This window comes from Actinoallomurus purpureus (assembly GCF_024055795.1).
In the GTDB taxonomy this organism is placed as follows: Bacteria; Actinomycetota; Actinomycetes; order Streptosporangiales; family Streptosporangiaceae; genus Actinoallomurus; species Actinoallomurus purpureus.
Window position 1 is genome coordinate 114,361 of record NZ_JAMXMY010000002.1, and the last position, 21,751, is coordinate 136,111.

General features: G+C 71.3%; 24 protein-coding genes. 19 read left to right on the forward strand and 5 right to left on the reverse strand.

Annotated features, from left to right (window positions below):
- The first annotated feature begins 36 nt into the window (after positions 1–36).
- Both NE236_RS05110 and NE236_RS05115 read left to right on the forward strand, forming a co-directional pair.
- Positions 37–711, forward strand: a complete 675-nt coding sequence (locus NE236_RS05110; protein WP_252840631.1) for a FadR/GntR family transcriptional regulator — start codon at positions 37–39, stop codon at positions 709–711.
- Positions 708–1,892, forward strand: a complete 1,185-nt coding sequence (locus NE236_RS05115) for a CynX/NimT family MFS transporter (RefSeq protein ID WP_252840632.1) — start codon at positions 708–710, stop codon at positions 1,890–1,892. Before NE236_RS05110 ends, NE236_RS05115 begins: the two co-directional genes overlap by 4 nt.
- Here NE236_RS05115 and NE236_RS05120 read toward each other — a convergent pair.
- The 3 genes from NE236_RS05120 to NE236_RS44965 all read right to left on the reverse strand — a co-directional run bounded on the left by NE236_RS05120 (position 1,879) and on the right by NE236_RS44965 (position 3,786).
- A complete protein-coding gene (locus NE236_RS05120) occupies positions 1,879–2,931 on the reverse strand; it encodes a CU044_5270 family protein (protein WP_252840633.1) in 1,053 nt (350 codons plus the stop codon). The genes NE236_RS05115 and NE236_RS05120 overlap by 14 nt on opposite strands.
- Positions 2,924–3,523, reverse strand: coding sequence for an RNA polymerase sigma factor (locus NE236_RS05125; RefSeq protein ID WP_252840634.1), 600 nt, complete (start codon positions 3,521–3,523; stop codon positions 2,924–2,926). Before NE236_RS05125 ends, NE236_RS05120 begins: the two co-directional genes overlap by 8 nt.
- An 89-nt stretch (positions 3,524–3,612) precedes the next feature.
- Positions 3,613–3,786, reverse strand: coding sequence for a DUF1272 domain-containing protein (locus tag NE236_RS44965; RefSeq protein WP_372494245.1), 174 nt, complete (start codon positions 3,784–3,786; stop codon positions 3,613–3,615).
- Positions 3,787–3,856: 70 nt separating this feature from the next.
- Between NE236_RS44965 and NE236_RS05130 the strand changes: the two genes are divergently transcribed.
- The 10 genes from NE236_RS05130 to NE236_RS05175 all read left to right on the forward strand — a co-directional run bounded on the left by NE236_RS05130 (position 3,857) and on the right by NE236_RS05175 (position 12,127).
- Entirely contained in the window at positions 3,857–5,020 is a 1,164-nt protein-coding gene (locus NE236_RS05130) for an acetoin utilization protein AcuC (RefSeq protein WP_372494246.1), read from the forward strand.
- A complete protein-coding gene (locus NE236_RS05135) occupies positions 5,017–5,832 on the forward strand; it encodes a phosphatase (protein ID WP_252840635.1) in 816 nt (271 codons plus the stop codon). Before NE236_RS05130 ends, NE236_RS05135 begins: the two co-directional genes overlap by 4 nt.
- Before the next feature lie 107 nt (positions 5,833–5,939).
- Entirely contained in the window at positions 5,940–6,143 is a 204-nt protein-coding gene (locus tag NE236_RS05140) for a helix-turn-helix domain-containing protein (protein ID WP_187233448.1), read from the forward strand.
- Between the two features lie 132 nt (positions 6,144–6,275).
- Entirely contained in the window at positions 6,276–6,374 is a 99-nt protein-coding gene (locus NE236_RS05145) for a 30S ribosomal protein bS22 (RefSeq protein ID WP_018654693.1), read from the forward strand.
- Between the two features lie 83 nt (positions 6,375–6,457).
- Entirely contained in the window at positions 6,458–7,462 is a 1,005-nt protein-coding gene (locus tag NE236_RS05150; RefSeq protein ID WP_308209061.1) for an NAD-dependent epimerase/dehydratase family protein, read from the forward strand.
- Positions 7,463–7,472: 10 nt separating this feature from the next.
- Positions 7,473–8,402, forward strand: coding sequence for a lysophospholipid acyltransferase family protein (locus NE236_RS05155; protein WP_252840637.1), 930 nt, complete (start codon positions 7,473–7,475; stop codon positions 8,400–8,402).
- 120 nt (positions 8,403–8,522) lie between these two features.
- On the forward strand, positions 8,523–9,080 hold the full coding sequence (locus tag NE236_RS05160; protein ID WP_252840638.1) for an RNA polymerase sigma factor: 558 nt from the start codon (positions 8,523–8,525) through the stop codon (positions 9,078–9,080).
- Positions 9,073–9,972, forward strand: a complete 900-nt coding sequence (locus NE236_RS05165) for a CU044_5270 family protein (RefSeq protein WP_252840639.1) — start codon at positions 9,073–9,075, stop codon at positions 9,970–9,972. Before NE236_RS05160 ends, NE236_RS05165 begins: the two co-directional genes overlap by 8 nt.
- Positions 9,969–11,108, forward strand: a complete 1,140-nt coding sequence (locus NE236_RS05170; protein ID WP_252840640.1) for a L,D-transpeptidase — start codon at positions 9,969–9,971, stop codon at positions 11,106–11,108. The genes NE236_RS05165 and NE236_RS05170 overlap by 4 nt, the downstream gene beginning before the upstream one ends.
- A gap of 47 nt (positions 11,109–11,155) precedes the next feature.
- Positions 11,156–12,127, forward strand: coding sequence for an aldo/keto reductase (locus NE236_RS05175; protein ID WP_252840641.1), 972 nt, complete (start codon positions 11,156–11,158; stop codon positions 12,125–12,127).
- 168 nt (positions 12,128–12,295) lie between these two features.
- On the opposite strand, the gene NE236_RS05180 is transcribed toward NE236_RS05175, so the two are convergent.
- Both NE236_RS05180 and NE236_RS05185 read right to left on the reverse strand, forming a co-directional pair.
- Entirely contained in the window at positions 12,296–13,090 is a 795-nt protein-coding gene (locus tag NE236_RS05180) for an HAD family hydrolase (protein WP_252841140.1), read from the reverse strand.
- 157 nt (positions 13,091–13,247) lie between these two features.
- The gene (locus tag NE236_RS05185) at positions 13,248–13,910 is read right to left on the reverse strand and encodes a sigma-70 family RNA polymerase sigma factor (RefSeq protein WP_252840642.1); all 663 of its coding nucleotides are present in this window, start codon (positions 13,908–13,910) and stop codon (positions 13,248–13,250) included.
- Positions 13,911–14,054: 144 nt separating this feature from the next.
- Between NE236_RS05185 and NE236_RS05190 the strand changes: the two genes are divergently transcribed.
- The 7 genes from NE236_RS05190 to hemB all read left to right on the forward strand — a co-directional run bounded on the left by NE236_RS05190 (position 14,055) and on the right by hemB (position 21,640).
- Positions 14,055–15,566 (forward strand): putative quinol monooxygenase, encoded by a 1,512-nt coding sequence (locus tag NE236_RS05190; RefSeq protein WP_252840643.1) that lies wholly within the window; start codon positions 14,055–14,057, stop codon positions 15,564–15,566.
- A complete protein-coding gene (locus NE236_RS05195; RefSeq protein WP_252840644.1) occupies positions 15,559–15,804 on the forward strand; it encodes a glutaredoxin family protein in 246 nt (81 codons plus the stop codon). Before NE236_RS05190 ends, NE236_RS05195 begins: the two co-directional genes overlap by 8 nt.
- A gap of 268 nt (positions 15,805–16,072) precedes the next feature.
- Positions 16,073–16,777 (forward strand): redox-sensing transcriptional repressor Rex, encoded by a 705-nt coding sequence (locus NE236_RS05200; protein WP_372494247.1) that lies wholly within the window; start codon positions 16,073–16,075, stop codon positions 16,775–16,777.
- 84 nt (positions 16,778–16,861) lie between these two features.
- Positions 16,862–18,127: a glutamyl-tRNA reductase gene (locus NE236_RS05205; protein ID WP_252840646.1), complete on the forward strand. Its 1,266-nt coding sequence runs from the start codon at positions 16,862–16,864 to the stop codon at positions 18,125–18,127.
- A gap of 29 nt (positions 18,128–18,156) precedes the next feature.
- Complete coding sequence (hemC, locus tag NE236_RS05210; RefSeq protein ID WP_252841141.1) at positions 18,157–19,029, forward strand: hydroxymethylbilane synthase; 873 nt, start codon at positions 18,157–18,159, stop codon at positions 19,027–19,029.
- 86 nt (positions 19,030–19,115) lie between these two features.
- The gene (locus NE236_RS05215) at positions 19,116–20,633 is read left to right on the forward strand and encodes a bifunctional uroporphyrinogen-III C-methyltransferase/uroporphyrinogen-III synthase (protein WP_252841142.1); all 1,518 of its coding nucleotides are present in this window, start codon (positions 19,116–19,118) and stop codon (positions 20,631–20,633) included.
- Between the two features lie 20 nt (positions 20,634–20,653).
- A complete protein-coding gene (gene hemB, locus NE236_RS05220) occupies positions 20,654–21,640 on the forward strand; it encodes a porphobilinogen synthase (RefSeq protein WP_252840647.1) in 987 nt (328 codons plus the stop codon).
- The last annotated feature ends 111 nt before the right edge of the window (positions 21,641–21,751 follow it).

Sequence of the window (21,751 nt, forward strand, 5' to 3'; positions counted from 1 at the left end):
AGATGTCTGACATCTGGCAGGTAAGAAGGAGTGGGCGTGTCCCTGCAGCCGGTCCCGCGAGGATCCGCCGTCGATGCCGTGCTCGAGCAGATGCACGAGCAGGTCGCCTCCGGCGCGTGGGCGGTCGGCGACCGGATTCCCGGCGAGCATGAGCTCAGCGCCGTGCTGCGCGTCAGCCGACCCGCCATACGAGAGGCGATCCGGGCGCTCAGCCACGTCGGCGTGCTGGAGGTCCGGCGCGGCGACGGGACGTACGTGCGCAGCGCCGCCGACCCCCGGCCGCTGCTGCGGCGGATGGAGCGGGCGTCATTGCGGGACGTGTTCGAGGTGCAGCTCGCCTACGACGTCCAGGCGGCCAAACTCGCGGCGACGCGCCGAACCCCCGACGACCTGCGGCGTCTCGAAGCCCTCCTGCGCGACCGCGACGCCGCCGAGGATCCCGCGGCCTTCGGCGAGGCGGACTCCCGGTTCCACCTGGGCGTCGCGGAGACGGCCCGCAACCCGCTGCTGACCGAGGCGTTCCGGTTCTTCCGGCACCGGCTGCGCGAGTCGCTGAGCGCGCTTCGCGAGGACCGCGACCTGCCCGAGGGCGGTCCCGCCCCGCACCACGCCGTGCTGGAGGCGATCGCCGAGCGCGACGCCGACGCGGCCGGCAGCGCGGCGGCCCGCGTCGTCGAACCGACACTTCGTGCGCTGGAGGAGGTCCTGTGAGGCGGTACGCCGGAATCGCGCTGATCGTCCTTGTCGCGCTCAACCTCCGGCCCGCCATCGTCGCGGTCGGCCCGCTGCTCAGCCAGATCCAGGATGACCTGCACCTGTCGGGCGCGGCGGCCGGCGCGCTGACCACGCTCCCGCTGGTGTTCTTCGGCTCGTTCGGGCTCGTGCTCCCCCTGCTGAAACGTGCCCCGCGCGGGGAGCCCCTGCTGGTCGCCAGCATGCTCCTGCTCGTCGTCGGGATGCTGGTGCGCGTGCTGCCCTCGCAGGTCGCCCTGTTCGGCGGGGCGCTCCTGGCCGGAATCGCGATCAGCGTCGGCAACATCGCCGTCCCGTCGATCATCAAGCGGGACCACCCGCAGGCGATCATGGCGGTCACGTCGGTCTACACGATCGCGGTGACCGTCGGCGCGGCCGTCTCCTCGAGTGTCGCGGTACCGATCGAGCACGCCACCGGGTCCTCCTGGCGGCTTCCCCTCGCACTCCTCGCGATCCCGGCCGCCCTGGCCGCGATCGCCTGGCTGCCCCGCGCCCGGACGGCCGTCGCGGCGGTGCCGCCGGCCGCCGGTTCGCCCCAGGTGTGGCGTTCCGGGCTGGCCTGGCAGATCACCGCGTTCATGGGCATCCAGTCGCTCACGGCGTACGTCGTCTCCGGCTGGCTGCCGACCCTCTGCCAGGACCGGGGGCTGAGCGAGACGGCGGCCGGGTACGCCCTCGGCGTCACCAGCCTCCTGCAGGCCGTCGGCGCCCTGGCCGTCCCGGTGATCGAACGCCGGCTGCGCGACCAGCGGCCCCTGGTCGTGCTGACCGCCGCGCTCGGCCTGGTCGGCTTCGCCGGCACCGCCTGGGCCCCGATCGGCTCGGTCTGGCTGTGGATCATCGTGCTCGGCCTCGGGCAGGGGATCGGCTTCGCCACCGCCCTGTCGTTCATCGGCCTGCGCGCCCCCGACGCGCACGTCGCGGCCCAGCTGTCCGGGATGGCGCAGGGCGTCGGCTACGTGATCGCCGCCCTCGGACCGCTCGCCATCGGCGCGGTGCACGACGCCACCCATGGTTGGAGCGTTCCCTCCATCATGATGCTGGTCGCGATGCTCGCCCTGGTCGTGCCCGGTCTCGGCGCCGGCCGCACCCGCACGATCGGCGCCGAGACCGAGCCCGTCCTCGTCAGCCGCCCGTGACCTTCGGCGCGCTGTCCGCGACCGTCACCTTCAGCTGAGCCGTCGACTCCACGACGGTCCCGACGGGAGCCTGCGCCTTCTTTGCGTCCACGACCACGGTCCGGACGCCGAGGAGCGTGTAGGTCCGGCGGTCGAAGATGTACTCCGCCCGCTCTCCCAGAGCCGGCTCGACCCTGGCGACCGCGATGCCCTTGCGGCCTGCGGCGTCCTCGGCCGACCCGACGGCCTCCGCTCCGGGGATGGTCGCGGCGGCCCGGAACAGCGCCGCGCGCTGGGCGGCCGGCATGTACGCCTCCGTGAGCAGTCCGCCGACGCGCGACCACGCCTCCGTGTCGGCCTCGGCGGTCCTCTCCTTCAGATGCGAGTACAGGTGCGCACGCATGCCCTTCGGGTCGGCCGGGAGCCGGCTCAGGTAGGCGAAGTCGGAGCGCAGGTACTCGGCCCTGTTGTCGAAGTCGGCCGCCTTCATCGGTCCCGACGTTCCGACCGTCTTCCTGGCCTCCGGCGGTATCGGCCAGCTCCCGTACTGTTTGGGCGGCAGGACGACCTCCGACAGGACGCCGCCCGTGGCCAGGCCCTCGACGGGCAGCCAGATCTTCCGGCGGGAGCAGCTCAGGTAGCGGGAGTAACCGTGCTCTTTGGAGTTCGAATCCGTGCTCTCCTCGGCCTGCGACTCGAAGACCAGGAACTGGCCGGGCTTGGGATGCAGCTCACGCTGTCTGGACGCCGCGTCGGCGGCACGGTCGAGGGTCTGCACCACCGCCACCGGCACGGCCTGGGGCGTGTACACCGTCCCGGGGTGACTCGCACCACCGCCGGAGAGCGCGATCCCGGCGACCGCCGCGGCGGCCAGCCCGGTCGCGAGGCCGCTCAGGCCGATCAACCGGGGACGGGATACACCCCCCCTCCGGCGGGCCGGGCGGCCTGAGGCCGGGGTGGCGATCTCGGCCAGCAGGCGCTCTTCCTCGGCGCGCAGGTCCGTCGGGACGGGCCGGGGCACCTCCGAGCGCAGCAGGTTCAGCTGGGCCATCTCATCCATGATCGAATTCCTCGCTGACAGAAGTGGGATCGGCGCCGCCGAGTTCCGCGCGTAGCTTCTTCCGGGCCCGGTTGACGCGGGAGCGCACCGTTCCGATCGGCACCCTGAGGGCCTGTGCGGTCTCCTCGTAGCCGAGGTCGCCCCAGGTCACCAGCAACAGCGCGTCGCGATGACCGGCGGGCAACCTCCTCAGGGCGGCGGCCAGGCTCTGCCGTACGGCCATCGCACTCACCCGCTCGTCGGAGCGGACGAACGGATCGGTGACCGGGTCGATCCCGGTCCGTTCGAGGGCGCGCAGCTGCCGCACCTCCGTGCGCTGGTGGCGTCCGATCCGGTTGGTCGCGATGCCGTACAGCCAGGGACGCGCGCTGGACCGGGACAGGTCGTACCGGTCCCGCTGTCGGAACGCCGCCAGGAAGGTCTCGGCGACGACGTCCTCGGCGGCGTCCGCGCCCAGGCGGCGGGTGGCGTACCGCTTGATGTCGGATGCGTGCCGACGGAACACTTCGGCGAACATCTCGGGCTCTCGCCGGGACCGCTCGATCACGGAGGCGTCGTCGGCCTCCGTGACGGTCCGGCTGGTCTCGCTCATATCCGGCCTCTCGGCTTTTGTGCAGGACGACCGTTGTTGCCCGCCCGAAGGGGGCCGGTTCCCGCGCGAGAGCCGGATTCAGCGAGGAATTAGATACGGGTGGGGCGGCGGGCCAGTTCGCCGGCGCAGCTGGGGCACTTGTGGGCCAGCTGCCGGGTGCAGGGCCCGCAGAACGAGCACTCGAAGCTGCAGATGTAAGCGAGGCCGTTGTGGTCCAGGGGTGCGTCGCAGCGCTCGCACGCGCCGCGCATCTCGAGCGCCATGGCCGGGGAGCCTACCGGTAGCGTGATCGGTGGACGAGTGTGAGTGATCCGCCCATCAGGGTCGGGAGGTATGCCGGTGAGTGCCTCGTTTCGGGTTTTCTGGGATGACCGGCTCGTGTCGTACGACTTCGGGGCCGAGCATCCGATGAACCCGGTCCGCGTCGAGCTGACGATGGCGCTCGCCCGCGAGCTCGGCGTGTTCGACGCGCCGGGCGTGTCCGTCGAGGGGTTCGAGCCGGCCGACGACGCGCTCCTGACGCTCGTCCACGATCCGGCCTACATCGAGGCGGTACGCCGGGAGCGGCTCGACGTCGCACGGGGCCTCGGGCTGCCCGACAACCCCATCTTCCCGGGCATGCACGACGCGTCGGCGCTGGTGGCCGGGGCGTCGGTGGCGGCCGCGCGGGCGGTGTGGACCGGCGAGGCCGAGCACGCGGCCAACATCGCCGGCGGGCTCCACCACGCGATGCGCGGGGCGGCGTCCGGGTTCTGCGTGTACAACGACCCGGCCATCGCGATCGCCTGGCTGCTGGACCAGGGCGCGGAGAAGGTGGCCTACGTGGATGTCGACGTCCACCACGGCGACGGCGTCCAGGCGGCGTTCTACGACGATCCTCGCGTGCTCACGATCAGCCTGCACGAGACGCCGCGCACCCTGTTCCCCGGCACGGGTATGCCGCAGGAGACGGGTGCGAAGGGCACGTCGGTCAATGTCGCCCTGCCGCCGGGCACCGGCGACCGCCACTGGCTGCGCGCGTTCGACGCGGTCGTCCCGCCGCTGCTGCGCGCTTTCGAGCCGGACGTTCTGGTCACCCAGCAGGGTTGCGACAGCCACGAACTCGATCCGCTCGCGCACCTGACGCTGAGCGTCGACGGGCAGCGCGCCGCGTACCAGGCCCTGCACCGGCTGGCGCACGAGACGGCCGGCGGACGCTGGATCCTGACCGGCGGCGGCGGTTACGAGCTCGTCCACGTGGTCCCGCGCGCCTGGACCCACCTGCTGGCCGAGGCGTCGGGGCGGCCGATCCCGCCCGGCACGCCGACCCCGGAGGCCTGGCGCGAGTTCGTCCGCGGACGCACGGGGCAGCGCGCGCCGGAACGCATGACCGATGGAGCCGACACGGAGGTGCGAACGTGGGAGAGCGGGTACGACCCAGCGGATCCGGTGGACCGGGCGGTGCAGGCGACGCGGCAGGCGGTCTTCCCGGAGCACGGCCTGGACCCGATGACGTGAGTCTCGCGGACCAGCCGGTCCCGACGCGCGACGAGCTGCGGGAGCACCTGGTGCGCACGCTGATCGCCGGCGAGGTCGACACGCCCCGCCAGGGCAACCTCCTGCACTACCGGCGGATGGCGGCGCGCAAGCCGTACTACCTGTTCGGGCTCGAACTGGAGAACGCCTGGGGGTTCGAGGAGATCTTCGCGCTCATGGTGAAGAAGTGCGGGATCAATCCCGACCCGGCGCACCTGTACGGCGACGACACGATCGACCCGGACCGTACGATCGACGCCCTGGAGGGCATGGCGGACCGGCTCGCGGAGGCGGCGGAGCGCCGGGAGACGGTGCTGCTGGCCACGGGGCATCCGGGTGGGCTGCTGCCGGTGTACCTCGCGGTGGGCCGGTCGCTGCGGGCGCGGGGATGCCGGGTGCTGACGCCCGCGGCGGGCTGGGCGTATGACGTGGAGACGCCACGCGGGACGGAGTCGCGGCAGATCCGCTACATCGAGGGCGTCGCGACGTTGAGCGCGGGAGCGTCGCTGCACCATACGCATGATCCGCACCCGATGCGCGCGATTTTGCGGGAACTTGCCGAGGCCGGCGGACCTTGGCCGGATCTGGCCATCGCGGACCACGGATGGGCCGGGGCGGCCGGTCAGGCGGGGATCGACACGGTGGGCTTCGCCGACTGCAACGATCCGGCCCTGTTCGCGGGGGAGGCCGAGGGGAAGATCCACACCGTGGTGCCGCTGGACGACAACGTGCTCCCGCATCACTACACGCCGCTCACTGTGTATCTTTTGACACACTCGAGCCCGATTGATTGAACTCCCCTCTTGCGACTCGCGATTCACGATTTACGCTGGAGAAAGTACACGGCCGTGATCAAAGTCACCCAAAGGTCTGACGCGCGGCGTGTGGAAGAGGGCGTCCGATGAGCTCAGGCGAGCGACCTCTGAGCGAGGTCAGGTTCCTGACTGTGGCCGAGGTGGCTGCGGTGATGCGGGTGTCCAAGATGACCGTATACCGCCTCGTTCACTCGGGAGAACTACCGGCGATTCGCGTGGGACGTTCGTTCCGCGTACCGGAGCAGGCTGTCCACGACTATCTGCGAGACGCGTACATCGAAGCGGGCTGACGCTCGGCCTTCGCGGCACGGCGGCGGCCCGCGACCGATCGGCGTCGAGGCGGCGGTACCCTTGGGCACCGGGCCATGTGCCCGCCAAGGGTGCTACCGCCCGTCTCCTGCTGATCACCGAGTGAGGGTTTCGTGGGCTCTGTCATCAAGAAGCGTCGTAAGCGCATGGCCAAGAAGAAGCACCGTAAGCTGCTGAAGAAGACGCGCATCCAGCGTCGCAACAAGAAGTAACGCAGCCGTCCACGGATGGGGGGACACCGGTGCCGTCCACGCGTCCCTCCGCGAGCGCAGCGGGAGTAAGCGGCTCCAGCCGGGTGGTCCTGATCACCGGCGTGTCCCGGTTCCTCGGAGCACGGGTGGCCGAGGCACTGCAGGCTGAGCCGAGCATCGAGCGGGTCATCGGCGTCGACACCGTGCCGCCTGAGGCCTCTCTCGGGCGCACCGAGTTCGTCCGGGTCGACATCCGCACGCCGAGCATCGCGAAGATCATTGAGTCGGCGCGGGTCGACACGGTCGTGCACCTGAACCTGGTGACGATGGCCGCGACGGCGCGGATGACGACGAAGGAAGTCAACGTCATCGGCACGATGCAGCTGCTGGCCGCCTGCCAGCGGTCCGCGGCCATGCGCAAACTCGTGGTGCGCTCGTCCGCGGCGGTGTACGGCTCGTCGGCGCGGGATCCCGCCGTGTTCACCGAGCACGACGAGCCGGTGGTCCCTCCGACGTCCGGCTATGCCAAGGACGCGGTCGAGGTCGAGGGCTATGTCCGCGGCCTGGCCCGGCGCCGGTCCGACCTGACGGTCTCGGTGCTGCGCTTCGCCAACTTCCTCGGCCCGAACATCGACAATCCGCTCAGCCGCTACTTCCACATGCCGGTGGTGGCGACGGTGCTGGGGTTCGACCCGCGCCTGCAGTTCATCCACGAGGACGACGGGGTCGAGATCCTTCGCCGGATGGCCGTGGAGGACCATCCCGGCTGCTTCAACGCGGCCGGTGACGGCGTCGTGCTGCTCTCCCAGGCCCTGCGCCGGGCCGGGCGGCCGATCCTTCCGCTCCCGGCGCCCGCCGTGCAGACGCTCGGCGACGTCGGCCGCCGGTTCGGCGGGCTGAAGGGCTTCTCGCCGGAGCTGCTGCGCTGGCTGACGTACGGACGAGTGATCGACACCACGCGCCTCACGAACGAGCTGTCGTGGCGCCCGAAGTACAGCTCCGAAGAGGCGTTCGCCGACTTCGCCGACTCGCAGGGACTCGGCCACGGCCTGCCGACCGAAATCTTTGACCTGGTCACCGGTGGGGTAAGGGGCCTCAGCAGGAGGTGACCGCAATCTGATGTCCGAGGAAGCGAGAGCGGCGATGGATCACGAGGCCGAGGTGATCCCGCTCCACGGCGACACACCCGAACGGCACACCGGGCCGCCCGGTGAGCTGGAGCAGAAGGTCGCATCGGCGCTGCGGTTCGTGCGCCGCCGACTGAGCGGCGACTACCAGGTCGACGAGTTCGGCTTCGATCCGGAGCTGAACGACCGCCTGCTGATGCCGCTGGCCCGCCAGCTGTACGAGCGGTGGTTCCGCGTCGAGATGCTCGGGCTGGAGAACGTCCCCGACGAGGGTCCCGCCCTGGTCGTCGGCAACCACTCGGGCACGCTGCCGCTGGACGGCGTCATGCTCCAGGTCGGGCTGCACGACCACCACCGGGCCAAGCGCAACCTCCGGCTCCTCGGCGCCGACCTCGTCTACCAGATCCCGGTGCTGGCCCACCTGGCCCGCAAGAGCGGGCACACGCTGGCCTGCCAGGCCGACGCCGCGCGGCTGCTGGGCAAGCGCGAGCTGGTCGGGGTGTTCCCCGAGGGGTTCAAGGGCGTCGGCAAGCCTTACAGCCAGCGCTACAAGCTCCAGCGGTTCGGCCGGGGCGGGTTCGTCGCCACCGCCCTGCGCGCCCAGGTGCCGATCATCCCGGCCGCGATCGTCGGCGCGGAGGAGATCTACCCGAAGATCGCCGATCTGCGGTCGATCGCCCGGCTGTTCGGCCTGCCGTACTTCCCCATCACCCCGACGTGGCCGATGTTCGGGCCGCTCGGCCTGGTGCCGCTGCCCTCGAAGTGGATCGTCGCGTTCGGCGAGCCGATCATGACGGACGAGTACGACCTCGACCAGGCCGACGACCACACGACCGTGCTGAACCTGACCGACCAGGTCCGCGAGACGATCCAGAACATGCTGTACGACCTGCTCCGCCGCCGCGCCTCGATCTTCTTCTGACCGCGGTCCGGCCCTGACGGGCCCGCGTCCAAAATTCTCGGAACAAAGAGCATCTGTTCGGGCAATCAGTATCGTCCGCCCGCCTGAACAGAAGAGCTCCATGAGAAACACGAGTCACCGGTGATCGCCGCGGTGTCCGACGACGCCGAGGTGATCAGCTCCTCCACCACCGATCCCGAGCGGTTCACCGAGCTCTATCACCGGTACGCCGCCGAGATCCACCGCTACATCGCGAGCCGGCTCGGCCCGGACACGGCCGACGACCTGATGGCCGAGACGTTCCTGCAGGCGTTCCGGCACCGTCACCGGTACGACGCGGCCCGCGCCGGAGTACGGCCCTGGCTGTACGGGATCGCCACCAAGCTGATCAGCCGGCAGCGCCGGTCCGAGGTCCGGTTCTACAAGGCCGTCGCGCGCACCGGCGTCGACCCGGCCGTCGAGTCGCCCATGGAACGGGCGACCGACCGGCTGTCCGCCGAGGGCATGCGCGGCGATATCGCGGCGGCGCTGACCCGGCTCAACCAGGGCGAGCGGGACGTGCTCGTCCTGGTCGCCGCAGGCGGCCTCGGCTACGAGGAGATCGCGCAGGCCCTGGGCGTGGCGGTGGGGACCGTCTCCTCTCGTCTCAACCGGGCCAGGGCGAAGATGCGAGCGGCGCTGGAGGCCCACAGTGGATGAGCTGGAGCTTCTCAGGCGCGGGTACGACCGCATCGGCCCGCCCCGGCAGGAGGTCCTGGACGCCGCCGAGGCGCGCCTGCACGACGCCGTACGAGCGGAGCGCGGATCCGTCCGGCGCGGCCGCAGAATGGCGCTGCGGTTCGCCGCCGCGGCGATGGGCACCGCCGCGATCGCGACGGCCCTGACGTGGAGCCAGGACGAGGATCCCGCGCGACGGCCGGTCGCCAACGCGGCGGAGCTGGCCCGGCGGGCCGAGACCCGGTCGCGGAGCGAGCCCGCCGTCGCCGTGCGCCCGAACCAGTGGGCGTACGTGAAGAGGGTGACGCGCGGGCTGGTGGGCGGACCGAAGGCGTCGGAGTTCTGGACCCGCATGGACGGGAGGCGCGCGCCGGGCGTCCATCTACCTCCCCTGCCGAGCGCCATGGTGCTGGCCGAACTACCCGACCGGCCCGACGCGGCCCTCGCGCGGCTCTACACCGAGGTCGACCACCTCCAGAAGCTGCTCCCGGAACGTGACCGCGCGCCCGCGTACGCCGGGATCGCGAACTCGCCGCGCGACCAGGCGGTGTTCCGCCTCGCGACGCTGCTGCTCGAGTACTACTGCGTGCCGCCCCGCGTCCAGGCCACGCTGTACGGGGCACTGTCCCGGGTTCCGGGCGTCGGCGTGCTGCCGGACGAGGCGGACGCCGCGGGTCGTCACGGGGTCGCTCTGTTCGCCATCAAGGGCAGTCTGCGGATCGAACTGGTCCTGGACCGCCGCACCTACCGCTACCTCGGCGCCCGGGACGTCTCCATCGATGACGGCACTGCGCGGCGGACGAGGCCCGAGACCCTTTGGTGGACGGCGCAGCTGTCAGCCGCGCTCGTCGAGCGACCTGGAGAACACCCGTGAAGATCCCCCACCTGGCCGTGGCCGCCGCCCTCGTTCTGGCGGCCGGCTGTTCGAGCAGTGAGGCCGGAACGAACGGCCGGAACGGCACCGGCGCCCCGGACGCCACCGTGCGGATCAGCGCCGCCGACGGCAAGGTCCGCCCGGACCAAGGCGTCACGGTCACCGTGTCCGGCGGCACGCTCACATCCGTCACCGGCGCCTCCGGGCAGTTCACCGCCGACCGCACCTCTTGGAGGACGACCTGGACCTTGAAACCGGGCGCCTCGTACACGGTGACGGCCACGGCCCGGAATCCCAAGGGCAAGGTCACCGCGGTGACGAGGACGTTCCGCACGGTCCGGGCACCGCACACGCTGGGCATTGCGAGCGTCACCCCGGCCGCGGGCGAGAAGGTCGGCGTCGGGATGCCGATCATCGTCGACTTCACCGGCCCGGTGGCGAACCGCGCCAACGTCGAGAAGGCCCTCGAGGTCAGGGCCGCCAAGGGCGATGAGGGCGCCTGGAGCTGGATCTCGGACCGGCGGGTCGTCTACCGCACCCACAAGTACTGGCACCCGCACCAGGCGATCAGCTTCACCGCCCACCTGGCGGGCGTACGCGCGGCCAAGGACACGTACGGCGTGCGCGACGTCACGCGGTCCTTCGCCATCGGAGCCTCGAACGTCACCGTGGCGAACGCGAAAACCCACTACATGACCGTGAACCACGACGGCACGGCGAAGAAGTTCAAGATCAGTGCCGGTAAGGGCGACAGACCGGACACCATCACGACCAACGGAATCCACCTCACCAGGGAGAAGGACCGGGTCACCACCATGACGGCGACCTGCCAGGGGAAGCCGGGTTGCGACAACTACAAGGAAGAGGTCCACCTGGCGGTGCGGATCACGTGGGGCGGCGAGTACGTGCACCAGAGCGTCAACCAGTACTACTACCTCGGCAGGCAGAACGCCAGCCACGGGTGCGTCCGCACCACGCCCGAAGGTGCCCGCTACTTCTTCGACATCTCCCAGCTCGGTGACATCGTCGATGTCACCGGGACCACGCGGAGATTCGCCGACGAACCCTACGCCGATGACTGGAAGTTCTGGACGCGATCGTGGAGGCAGTGGCTGGCGGGCAGCGCGCTGCGCTGACCGGGCGGCTTGACTTAGAGCGCGCTCTAAGGTGCAGCCTGGGCGTCATGGAGAAGAGAAGACTGGGCACACAGGGACTCGAGGTCTCGGCACTCGGCCTGGGCTGCATGGGCATGACCTGGGCGTACGGGGCCGGCGACGAGGCCGAGTCGATCGCCACCATCCACCGGGCGCTGGAGCTCGGCTGTGACTTCCTGGACACGGCCGAGATCTACGGCCCCTTCACCAACGAGGAACTCGTCGGCCGGGCGCTGCACGGCCGACGCGACGAGGCGGTCATCGCCACGAAGTTCGGCTTCGACATCGCCGAGAACCGCGAACGCCGCGGGCTGAACAGCCGTCCCGAGCACATCAAGCAGGTGCTGGAACAGCAGCTGCGGCGCCTCGGCACCGACCACGTCGACCTGCTCTACCAGCACCGCGTCGACCCGGAGGTGCCGATCGAGGACGTCGCCGGCGCCGTCGGCGAGCTCGTCGAGCAGGGCAAGGTCCGTTTCTTCGGCCTGTCCGAGGCCGGCGCGGAGACGATCCGCCGCGCCCACGCCACGTTCCCCGTGTCGGCCCTCCAGTCGGAGTACTCGCTGTGGGAACGGGCCCTGGACGACGAGATCCTGCCGACCGTCCGGGAACTCGGCATCGGCCTGGTGCCGTACTCCCCGCTCGGGCGCGGCTTCCTCACCGGTGACGTCCGCCGGGCCGAGGAATACGGGGAGGACGACTACCGCCGCAACGACCCGCGTTTCCAGGGCGCCAACTACGACGCCAACGTCAAGGCCGCAGAGGTCGTCCGCGAGATGGCCGCGAGCAAGGGCGTGACGGCGGCGCAGCTCGCCCTGGCCTGGCTGCTGCACCAGGGCCGGGACGTCGCGGCGATCCCCGGCACGAAGCGGCGCACGAGGCTGGAGGAGAACCTCGCCGCGACCGAGATCCGGCTGACCGATTCGGAGCTCGCGGAGCTTGAGCTGCCGGTCGCCGGTGCCCGGTACCCGGAGCACATGCTGCGCCTCAGCGGCCGCTGAGCGGTCGCGTGATCGGTCAGGCCCGCCGGGGCGCCATGGCGACCTCGGCGGGCCTGACCGTTGACGCCATGGACCGCTGGGGCGTGGCGGCCGCCGAGCCACGTCGTACGGGCGGGCCCGTACGGGCTCCGGGGAGACGCCCGCTAAGGCGAGGAACGTGAGACGCGCTCAGCGGTCGCGGTAGTGGCGGCGGAGCGCGACCCCGGCGGCGACGCCGCCGGCGAGGGCCCCGGCTCCGGCCGCGGCCGGCAGCGCGACCATGGTCACCCGGCGGCCGGTGCGGAAGTCGTGCACCGGCCAGCCGTGTTCCCGGGCGTGCTCGCGCAGGTCGGCGTCGGGGTTGACGGCGTGGGGATGGCTGACCGCGGTGAGCATCGGCAGGTCGTTGTAGGAGTCGCTGTAGGCCGAGCACCGCGACAGGTCCAGGCCCTCATGCTTGGCGAGCGCCCGGACGGCACCGGCCTTGGCCGGGCCGTGCAGGAGGTGACCGACCAGCCGGCCGGTGTAGACGCCGTTCTCCGTCTCGGCGACGGTGCCGAGGGCTCCGGTCAGGCCGAGCCGGTGAGAGATGATCCGGGCGAGCTCGACCGGCGTGGCGGTGACAAGCCAGACCTGCTGGCCGGCGTCCAGGTGCTTGAGCGCGAGGGCGCGGGTGCCGTGCCAGATCCGGTCGGCCATCTTGTCGTCGTAGATCTCCTCGCAGAGACTGACGAGCTCGCCGACGCTGCGCCCGGCGACGAAGGCCAGGGCGGCCTCGCGGGCGGTGCTGATGTGCTCGGCGTTCTCCTCGCCGCGCACCCGGAAGGACGCCTGACCCAGCGCGAACAGCGCCAGGTCGCGGAGGGTGAACAGCTTGCGGGCGGCCAGGCCGCGCGCGAAGTGGTAGATGGACGCGCCGCGGATCAACGTGTTGTCCACGTCGAAGAAGGCGGCTGCGGCGGGATCGGGAACCGGGGCGGGCATGTCGACCGCCGCCGCCGCTGCGGCCGCCTCACCGGCCAGCTCGGCGTCCTCGTCACCGTCACCGTCACCGTCACTCCATGGCCACAACCGCATGAGACGAGGGTAACCACTTTTGATCAGCCGTAATCGACGGGGACCGCCGGCCGCGGGTGTCTCTTCAATGAACGTCGCGGGGCACGGTCCGGGCGAGGGAGCGCACCGCGCGATGCTGCAGCGCCTTCACCGCACCGCTGTTCTTTCCCATGACGAGGGCGGTCTCCGCGACCGACAGGCCGTGCAGGAACCGCAGCACGACGCACTCCCGCTGCTCCGATCCCAGATCGCGGACCGCGGAGAACAACGCCCGGTGGGTGAAGGAGTCCAGGACGGCGCGTTCGGGCCCTTCCTCCCAGCGGTCGCCCTCGTCGGGTTCCGCGGTGCAGATCTCCATCCGGTACCGGCTGGACTTGAAGTGGTCCAGGACCAGGTTGCGGGCGATGGTGACGAGCCACGCGCCGAAGTCCTTGCCCTGCCAGGTGAACACGCTCATCCGGCGCAGCGCCCGCAGGAAGGTCTCGCTGGTCAGGTCCTCGGCGAGGGGATGGGTGCCGACGCGGTAGTAGACGTAGCGGTAGACGAGGTCGACGTAGCGGTCGTAGAGGGCGGCGAAGGCGTCGGACTCGCCGGCGCGGGCGCGGAGTACCAGCTCACACAGCTCGTCCTGGTCTCCGGCGGGCCAGGGGGCGGCCGTGCCCCCGGGTGACACGGGAGGGGGGTCGAGGGTCGGGCTGCGCATCCAGAACTCCTCGGTGCTGAGCGACCACCGGGTGTGTCGGAACATGCTAGATACCGGCGAGTAACGGTGGCAATGGGGGCTGATGATGAATAAGCCCTGATATACGCTCAGACAGGGCATAGCGATTTCCGGGTGCGGACCGGGCGATCCGTTACCTGTCAGCCCCGGAGATCGGGCACCATGGGGGCGATGGTCAACGTCGCGGTGGCGCTACTGGCGACCCTCGCCGCCTTCGGGTCCGCGGGGCTGCTCGGCATGCGCGCGTTCCCCGAGCGACGGATCTACCTGTTCGCGTGGACGGGCACGCTGGCCGCACTCGGCCTCGCCCTCGGCACGATGACGGCCGGGTTCGCAGGAGGGTTCTCACCCGCCCTGCTGCGGTTGCTGGCGCTCTTCGGCGCCCTGCTGGCACCGTTCAGCCTGGCGCTCGGCGTCGTCGAGCTGGTCGCGCGCACGGTTCAGGCGCGGTTCGCGGCCCGGCTCATCGCCGGCTCGTACGTCGTCGTGGCCGTGGTCATCATCCTGCTCGATCCCATCATCGGCACCTTCGGCAAGAGCCTGCCGAAGGTCGCCGGCCATTACTCGTCGCTGCCCAAGCTGATCGTCGACGGGGGCCACGTCTTCGCGGTCGTGTCGCTCGTCTCCTGCGTCGCGGTCACCGCGACGCGCGGCAACAAACGGGACCGCGAGGCCACCGAGACGATGCTCACGGTGGCCATGGTCGCGCTCGCGGGCGTGCTCGTGGTCACCGCGACGCGCGGTTTCCTGCCCGGCCCGCTGGCGCCGCTCGCGCTCGGCGGCGCGGTCGCGCTGATCTGGTTCGGCACCGTCCGCGTGCTTCCGGGGCGGTCCCATGACGACGAAGACGAAGAAGAAGCGGAGCCGTACGACGAGATGGCCAACTACGCAGGACAGCCTCCCCACGGGCGGCCCTCGGGCCCGCCGCCGCAGGGCCCCCCTCCGCAGGGCCGTCCGGCGGGCGGGCAGTACCCCGCCGCCCAGCCGTCGTTCGCGCCGCCGCAGGGCGTGTCGGGAGCGCTTCCGTTCCCGCTCGGGCAGTACGGCCGCATCACGATGTACACGCTGCACGAGGGCCATCAGGACGCGTTCGACCGGCTGGCCGCCGAGGTCACCCGCGCGGTGATCGAGCGCGATCCGGGCACCGTGGTCTACGCCTGCCACGCCGTCGACAACGCGCCCCTGCAGCGGATCTTCTACCAGCTCTTCCGCGACGCCGCCGCGGTGGAGAACCACACGCGGCAGCCCCATGTGCAGCGGTTCGCGGGGGAGGCGCGCGCCCACGTCGCGGGCACGAACGTCATCGAGCTGACGACCACCGCGGTGAAGGTGGCCCCGCCCCCCGACGCCCAGCGCCCGCCGCACGACGGGCAGCGTCCGCCGCACGACGCCCAGCGACCGCCCCAGGACCCGCAGCGGCCGCCGTACGACCCGCAGCGGCCTCCGTACGACGCCCAGCGACCGCTCCAGGACGTCGCCCGTCCGGCCTACGACGCTCAGCGCCCCTCGCACGCGGCGCAGCGGCCGGCCCAGGACCCGGGTCGGCCGCCCCACGACATGACCGGCCCCCGGCCGGTCCCGGATCCGGCCCGCCTGCCGCACGACATGACGGGCCCGCGCCCGGCGCCTCCACGGCCGAACGGGCACCCGTCGCACCCGTCCGGAGGCTGGCCTCGTGGCTGACACCGCCCGCGTGCTGCTGCTCGGGAAACCAGGCTGCCACCTGTGCGAAGAGGCCCGCGAGGTCGTCTCCCGGGTCTGCGGCGACCTCGGCGTGGGCTGGGAGGAGCGCGACATCACCGCCTCCGAGGAGGACACGCGGCTCTACTGGGACCAGATCCCCGTGACGTTCGTCGACGGCGTGCAGCACGACTTCTGGCGCGTCGACGAGCGACGCCTGCGAACGGCGCTCGGCGCCTGAGCGGCCGCACTCGGTGTCAATGTCTGTTAGGTCACATCACTGTGCGTCCGGAAACGGTACGAGAGGTGACCCGGAGGCCCGGGAGACCCTGCTGAGCTGCGCGTCGAGGACCACCTGAAGATCACTTCCGTGCCGCCGGGCGGCGCAATGGCGCGGGTCTCGACTTTGTGCGTGCGTTCACAAGGGCTTAACCTGAGGAAAGTCCAGGCGACCGGGCCGACGGGCGACTCAGGACCGGCCGCGCCTCGAGTCTCTGAAGAGCAGGCTTGTGACCCGTCGATCCATCCTCGGTGAGCGAAACCGGGGCATCCCAGAGGCGACCGTGGCCAGGCTTCCGGTCTACCTCCGCGCCTTGCACGTGCTCGCCGACCGCGGCATCGTCACCGTCTCCTCGGAGGAGCTCGCGGCCGCCGCGGGCGTCAACTCGGCCAAACTCCGCAAGGACCTGTCCCACCTGGGCTCGTACGGCACCCGGGGTGTCGGCTACGAGGTGCAGTACCTCGTCTACCAGATCTCCCGCGAGCTGGGCCTCACCCAGGACTGGTCGGTCGCCATCATCGGCCTCGGAAACCTGGGCCGCGCCCTCGCCGGGTACGGCGGGTTCGCCTCCCGGGGTTTCCGGATGGCCGCGATGCTCGACGCCGACCCCGCCATCGTCGGGGAGCGCATCAACGGCCTGACCGTCGAGCACATCGACAAGCTGGAGCGGGTCATCACGGACTGCGGGATCTCCATCGCGGTGCTGGCCGTGCCCGCGCCGGCCGCCCAGCCGGTGTGCGATCGTGTGGTGGCGTGCGGAGTGACGAGCATTCTGAACTTCGCCCCAGTCGTCCTGACTGTGCCAGATCGGGTCGATGTGCGTAAGGTCGACCTGTCGATCGAGCTTCAGATCCTCGCGTTCCACGAGCAGCGCAAGGCCGGTGGCCCCGCCGGGGTGGAACAGGAGTATCTCGAGGCGGTGGATGGCCCATGAGCCGAGCGGGTGTGACGACACGACCGCCGCGTGCGCGCTGCTCGGGGCCCATGGGTGAGGGACGCGTATGAGCCGGGAGCATCAGTGAGCATTCTCGTGGTCGGGCTGAGCCACCGCAGCGCCCCCGTCGCGCTGCTGGAACGTACCGCGGTGACCGGCGACCGGCTGGTCAAGCTGCTGCACGACGTGCACGGCGCCGCGAACGTCGGCGGGGCCGTGGTCGTATCCACGTGCAACCGCATCGAGGTGTACGCCGACGTCGACAAGTTCCACGCGGGTGTCTCGTCCATCTCCGAGTTGCTCTCCCGGCACTCGGACGTGCCGCTGGACGAGCTGGCCCGGCACCTGTACGTCCACTACGAGGAACGCGCGATCCAGCACGTGTTCTCGGTGGCCTGCGGCCTGGACTCGATGGTCGTGGGAGAGGGCCAGATCGCCGGTCAGCTCCGTACCGCCCTGAAGCTCGCCCAGAAGTACGGCACCGTCGACCGGGCGCTGAACGAGGCGATCCAGCAGGCGCTGCGCGTCGGCAAGCGGGCGCGGAACGAGACGGGCATCGACCGGGCGGGCGCGTCGCTCGTGAGTGTCGGCCTGAGCCACGCCGGCTCCCTCGAAGGCCGGCGGGCCCTCGTAGTGGGCGCCGGTTCGATGAGCTCCCTCGCGGCCGCCACCCTCGCCCGTGCGGGAATCGGCGAGATCGTCATCGCGAACCGCACCTATGAGCGCGGCGTGCGGCTGGCCGAGGCGACCGAGGCCCCGGCGCGGGCGATCCGGCTCGCCGACCTGCGGGAGGCGCTGGCCGAGGCGGACATCGTCGTCTCGTGCACCGGCGCCACCGGCCTCGTCATCACGCCCGACATGATCCAGGGCCCGGCCTTCCTGCTCGACCTCGCCCTGCCGCACGACGTCGACCGGGCGGTCCGTGACCTGCCCGGCGTCACCCTCGTGGGCCTGGACGACCTCAGCCGGTCCGACGACGCGCCGGCCGAGGCCGACACCGACGCCGTCCGGCGGATCGTGGCCGATGAGGTGAAGGCATTCCAGCTCGGCCTCGCCGCGGCGACGGTCGCCCCCACGGTGGTCGCGCTGCGCAGCAAGGCGGCGGAGGTCGTCGACGCCGAGCTCGGCCGCCTGGGCGGCCGGCTGCCCGAGCTCGACGACCGGGCCAGCGCGGAGATCGCCCAGACCGTACGCCGCGTCGTCGACAAATTGCTGCACGCCCCGACCGTGCGCGTGAAGGAGCTGGCCGCCTCGCCGGGCGGCGACACGTACGCGGACGCGCTGCGCGAGCTCTTCGACCTCGATCCCAAGGCTCCGGAGGCTGTCATCCGAGCGGAGGACGTCCTGTGACTCTCAAACTCGGTACCCGCCGCAGCCTCATGGCCATGACGCAGTCCGGCCTGGTGGCCGACGCGCTGACCGCCCGTACGGGCCGGGCCGTGGAGCTCGTCGGCGTGACCACCGAAGGCGACGTCTCCAAGGCGCTTCTGGCCCAGATCGGCGGGACGGGCGTGTTCGTCAACGGGCTGCGCGAGCGGCTCCTCGACGGTGAGATCGACTTCGCGGTGCACTCGCTGAAGGACCTGCCCACCGGGCCGGCCGACGGCATCACGCTCGCCGCGGTGCCGCCGCGCGACGATCCCCGCGACGCCCTGTGCGGGCCGGCCAAGCTGGCCGACCTCCGGCGTGGCGCGCGGATCGGCACCGGCTCGCCGCGCCGGGTCGCGCAGCTACGGGCGCTGCGCCCGGACCTCGACGTCGTGCCGATCCGCGGCAACGCCGACACGCGGCTGCGGAAGGTCACCGACGGCGAGGTGGACGCGGTCGTGCTGGCGTACGCCGGGCTGAACCGGATCGGCCGTCTGGACGCCGTGTCCGAGATCTTCGAGCCGGACCAGATGCTGCCCGCGCCCGGTCAGGGCGCGCTGGCCATCGAGTGCCGGGCCGACCGTGATGATCTCATCGAGCTCCTCGCCATCCTCGACGACGCCCCGACCAGGGCGGCGGTGACCGCCGAGCGGGCGCTTCTGGCCACGCTGGAGGCGGGTTGCTCGGCTCCCGTCGGCGCATACGCTGCATGGGAAGACCAAATCGTGCATCTGACCGGAGCCGTTGTCGGGTATGACGGTGAACGGCAGATTCGGTTGTCCGAAAGCGGCTCCCCGGACGAGTCCGAGCGTCTGGGACGCGATCTCGCGCTCCGGATGCTCGCGGAGGGGGCCGACCAGTTGATGGGGGAGAGCACATCTTGAGCCCCGCGAGCAAGAATGCCGCACACGACGAGGGCGAGGCCCTCGAGACGTCCGCAGCGACGGCGTCCGGTGAGCGGCAGGGCAGAGTGGCCTTCGTCGGCGTCGGCCCGGGCGATCCGGAACTCCTGACGCTACGAGCGGCCAGAATCCTCGGCACGGCCGACGCCATCGTCGTCCACGAGACGATGGCCCCGCTGTACGACGAGCACTTCAACCCCGCCGCCGAGGTGATCGGTCCGGCGGGCGCCAGCCTCGTGAACCTGGCCCGCTCGGGCAAGGTCGTCGCGCGCGTGCTGGGCGGTGACCCCGGCGTCGCCTGCACCCTGACCGAAGAGGCCAAGGTCTGCGTCAAGGCCAAGGTCCCGTTCGAGATCGTCCCGGGTGTCTCGTCGATCACCGGTGTCCCCGGCTACGCCGGCATCCCGCTGATCGACGGCAAGCACCGCGAGGTCGTGATCGTCGACGCCCAGGAGGGCGGTGTCGACTGGAGCGCCCACGCCGGCGCGGCGACCCTCGTGATCCTCGGCGCGGAGCACACCGTCGGCGAGGTCGCCAAGGGCCTCATGGTCGCCGGGCGCTCGGACACGACGCCGGTGGCGGTCACCTCGATGGGCACGACGACCGAGCAGTACACCATCGACTCCACCCTCGCCAAGGTCACCTCCGACACCAAGCACCTGGAGGCGCCCGCGCTGCTGGTCGTCGGCGACATCGTCCGCTGGCGCGACAGGCTGTCGTGGTTCGAGTCCAAGCCGCTGTTCGGCTGGCGGGTGCTGGTGCCCCGGACCAAGGAGCAGGCGGCGTCGCTGTCGGACCAACTCCGCTCGTACGGCGCCGTGCCCGACGAGGTGCCGACCATCTCGGTGGAGCCGCCGCGCACGCCCCAGCAGATGGAGCGTGCCATCAAGGGCCTCGTGACCGGCCGCTACGAGTGGGTGGTCTTCACCTCCACCAACGCCGTGCGCGCCGTCCGCGAGCGGTTCGAGCAGTACGGCCTGGACGCCCGCGCCTTCGCCGGTCTCAAGGTGGCGGCCGTCGGTGAGCAGACCGCCGCCGCGCTCGTGGAGTTCGGCGTCAAGCCCGATCTCATGCCGAAGGACCAGCAGTCCTCCGAAGGCCTCTTGGAGGTCTGGCCGCCGTACGACAAGGACCTCGACCCGATCAACCGGGTGCTGCTGCCGCGCGCCGACATCGCCACCGAGACACTCGTCGCCGGCCTCACCGAGCTGGGCTGGGAGTGCGACGACGTGACGGCCTACCGCACCGTACGCGCGGCTCCGCCGCCCGCGCCCATCCGCGAGGCGATCAAGGGGGGTGGGTTCGACGCGGTGCTGTTCACCTCGTCCTCCACGGTCCGCAACCTGATCGGCATCGCCGGCAAGCCGCACAACGTCACCGTCATCGCCTGCATCGGGCCGCAGACGGCGCACACCGCCGAGGAGTACGGCCTGCGCGTCGACGTCATGGCGGACGAACCCTCGGCGAGCGCCCTCGCCGAGGCGCTGGCGGAGTACGGTGCCAAGCGGCGGGCCGCGCAGGCCGAGGCCGGCGACCCGCTCCGCAAACCGAGTGAGATGCGCCGCGGCGCGCGCCGGCGCAAGTAATCGCCTGAGAGAGGTTCACCGTGACCGCGCAGTTCCCCGTCGTACGCCCCCGGCGGCTTCGCCGCACCCCGGCCCTGCGGCGCCTGGTCGCCGAGACCCGTCTGCACCCGAGCGACCTGGTGCTGCCGCTCTTCGTGAAGGAGGGCATCGCCGAGCCGCAGCCGATCGCGTCGATGCCGGGCGTCGTCCAGCACACCAGGGACTCCCTGCGCAAGGCGGCGTACGACGCGGCGGAGGCCGGCGTCGGCGGGCTGATCCTGTTCGGCATTCCCGCGGTCAAGGACGGCCGCGGCTCGGCCGCCGACGACCCCGCCGGCATCGTGCAGAAGGCGCTGCGCGACCTGTCCGCCGAGGTCGGCGACTCCACGGTCGTCGTGGCCGACCTGTGCCTGGACGAATACACCGACCATGGGCACTGCGGCATCCTCACGGCCTCCGGCGAGGTCGACAACGACGCCACCCTGGAGCGCTACGCCTCGATCGCCGTGGCCCAGGCCGCGGCGGGCGTCGACGTCGTCGCCCCGAGCGGCATGATGGACGGCCAGGTGGCCGCGATCCGTACCGCCCTCGACGAGGCCGACTACGGCCACGTCGCGATCATGGCCTATGCCGTGAAGTACGCCTCGGCGTTCTACGGCCCGTTCCGCGACGCCGCCGAGTGCGCGCCGCAGTTCGGCGACCGGTCGGCCTACCAGCAGGACCCGCCCAACGCCGAGGATGCGATGCGGGAGGTGCTCCTCGACCTCGACGAGGGCGCCGACATGGTCATGGTGAAGCCGGCGCTGAGCTACCTCGACATCGTCCGCCGGACGCGCGACGCGGTGCACGTCCCCGTCGCCGCGTACCAGGTCAGCGGCGAGTACTCCATGGTCGAGGCGGCCGCCGCCCAGGGCTGGATCGACCGCGACCGGATCATCATGGAGACGCTCACCTCGATCCGCCGCGCGGGCGCCGACATCGTCCTCACCTACTGGGCCACCGAGGTCGCGCGCTCCCTGCGAGCCTGATGAGCGTCCGGTTCTCCCACCAGTTCATGGTCGCTCACTCTCCTCACTCGCTCCGTGGCCGGGCTCCTTCCTCACCCGGCCACTCCGGCCGCTGCGTCGGGCTCCCTCGCG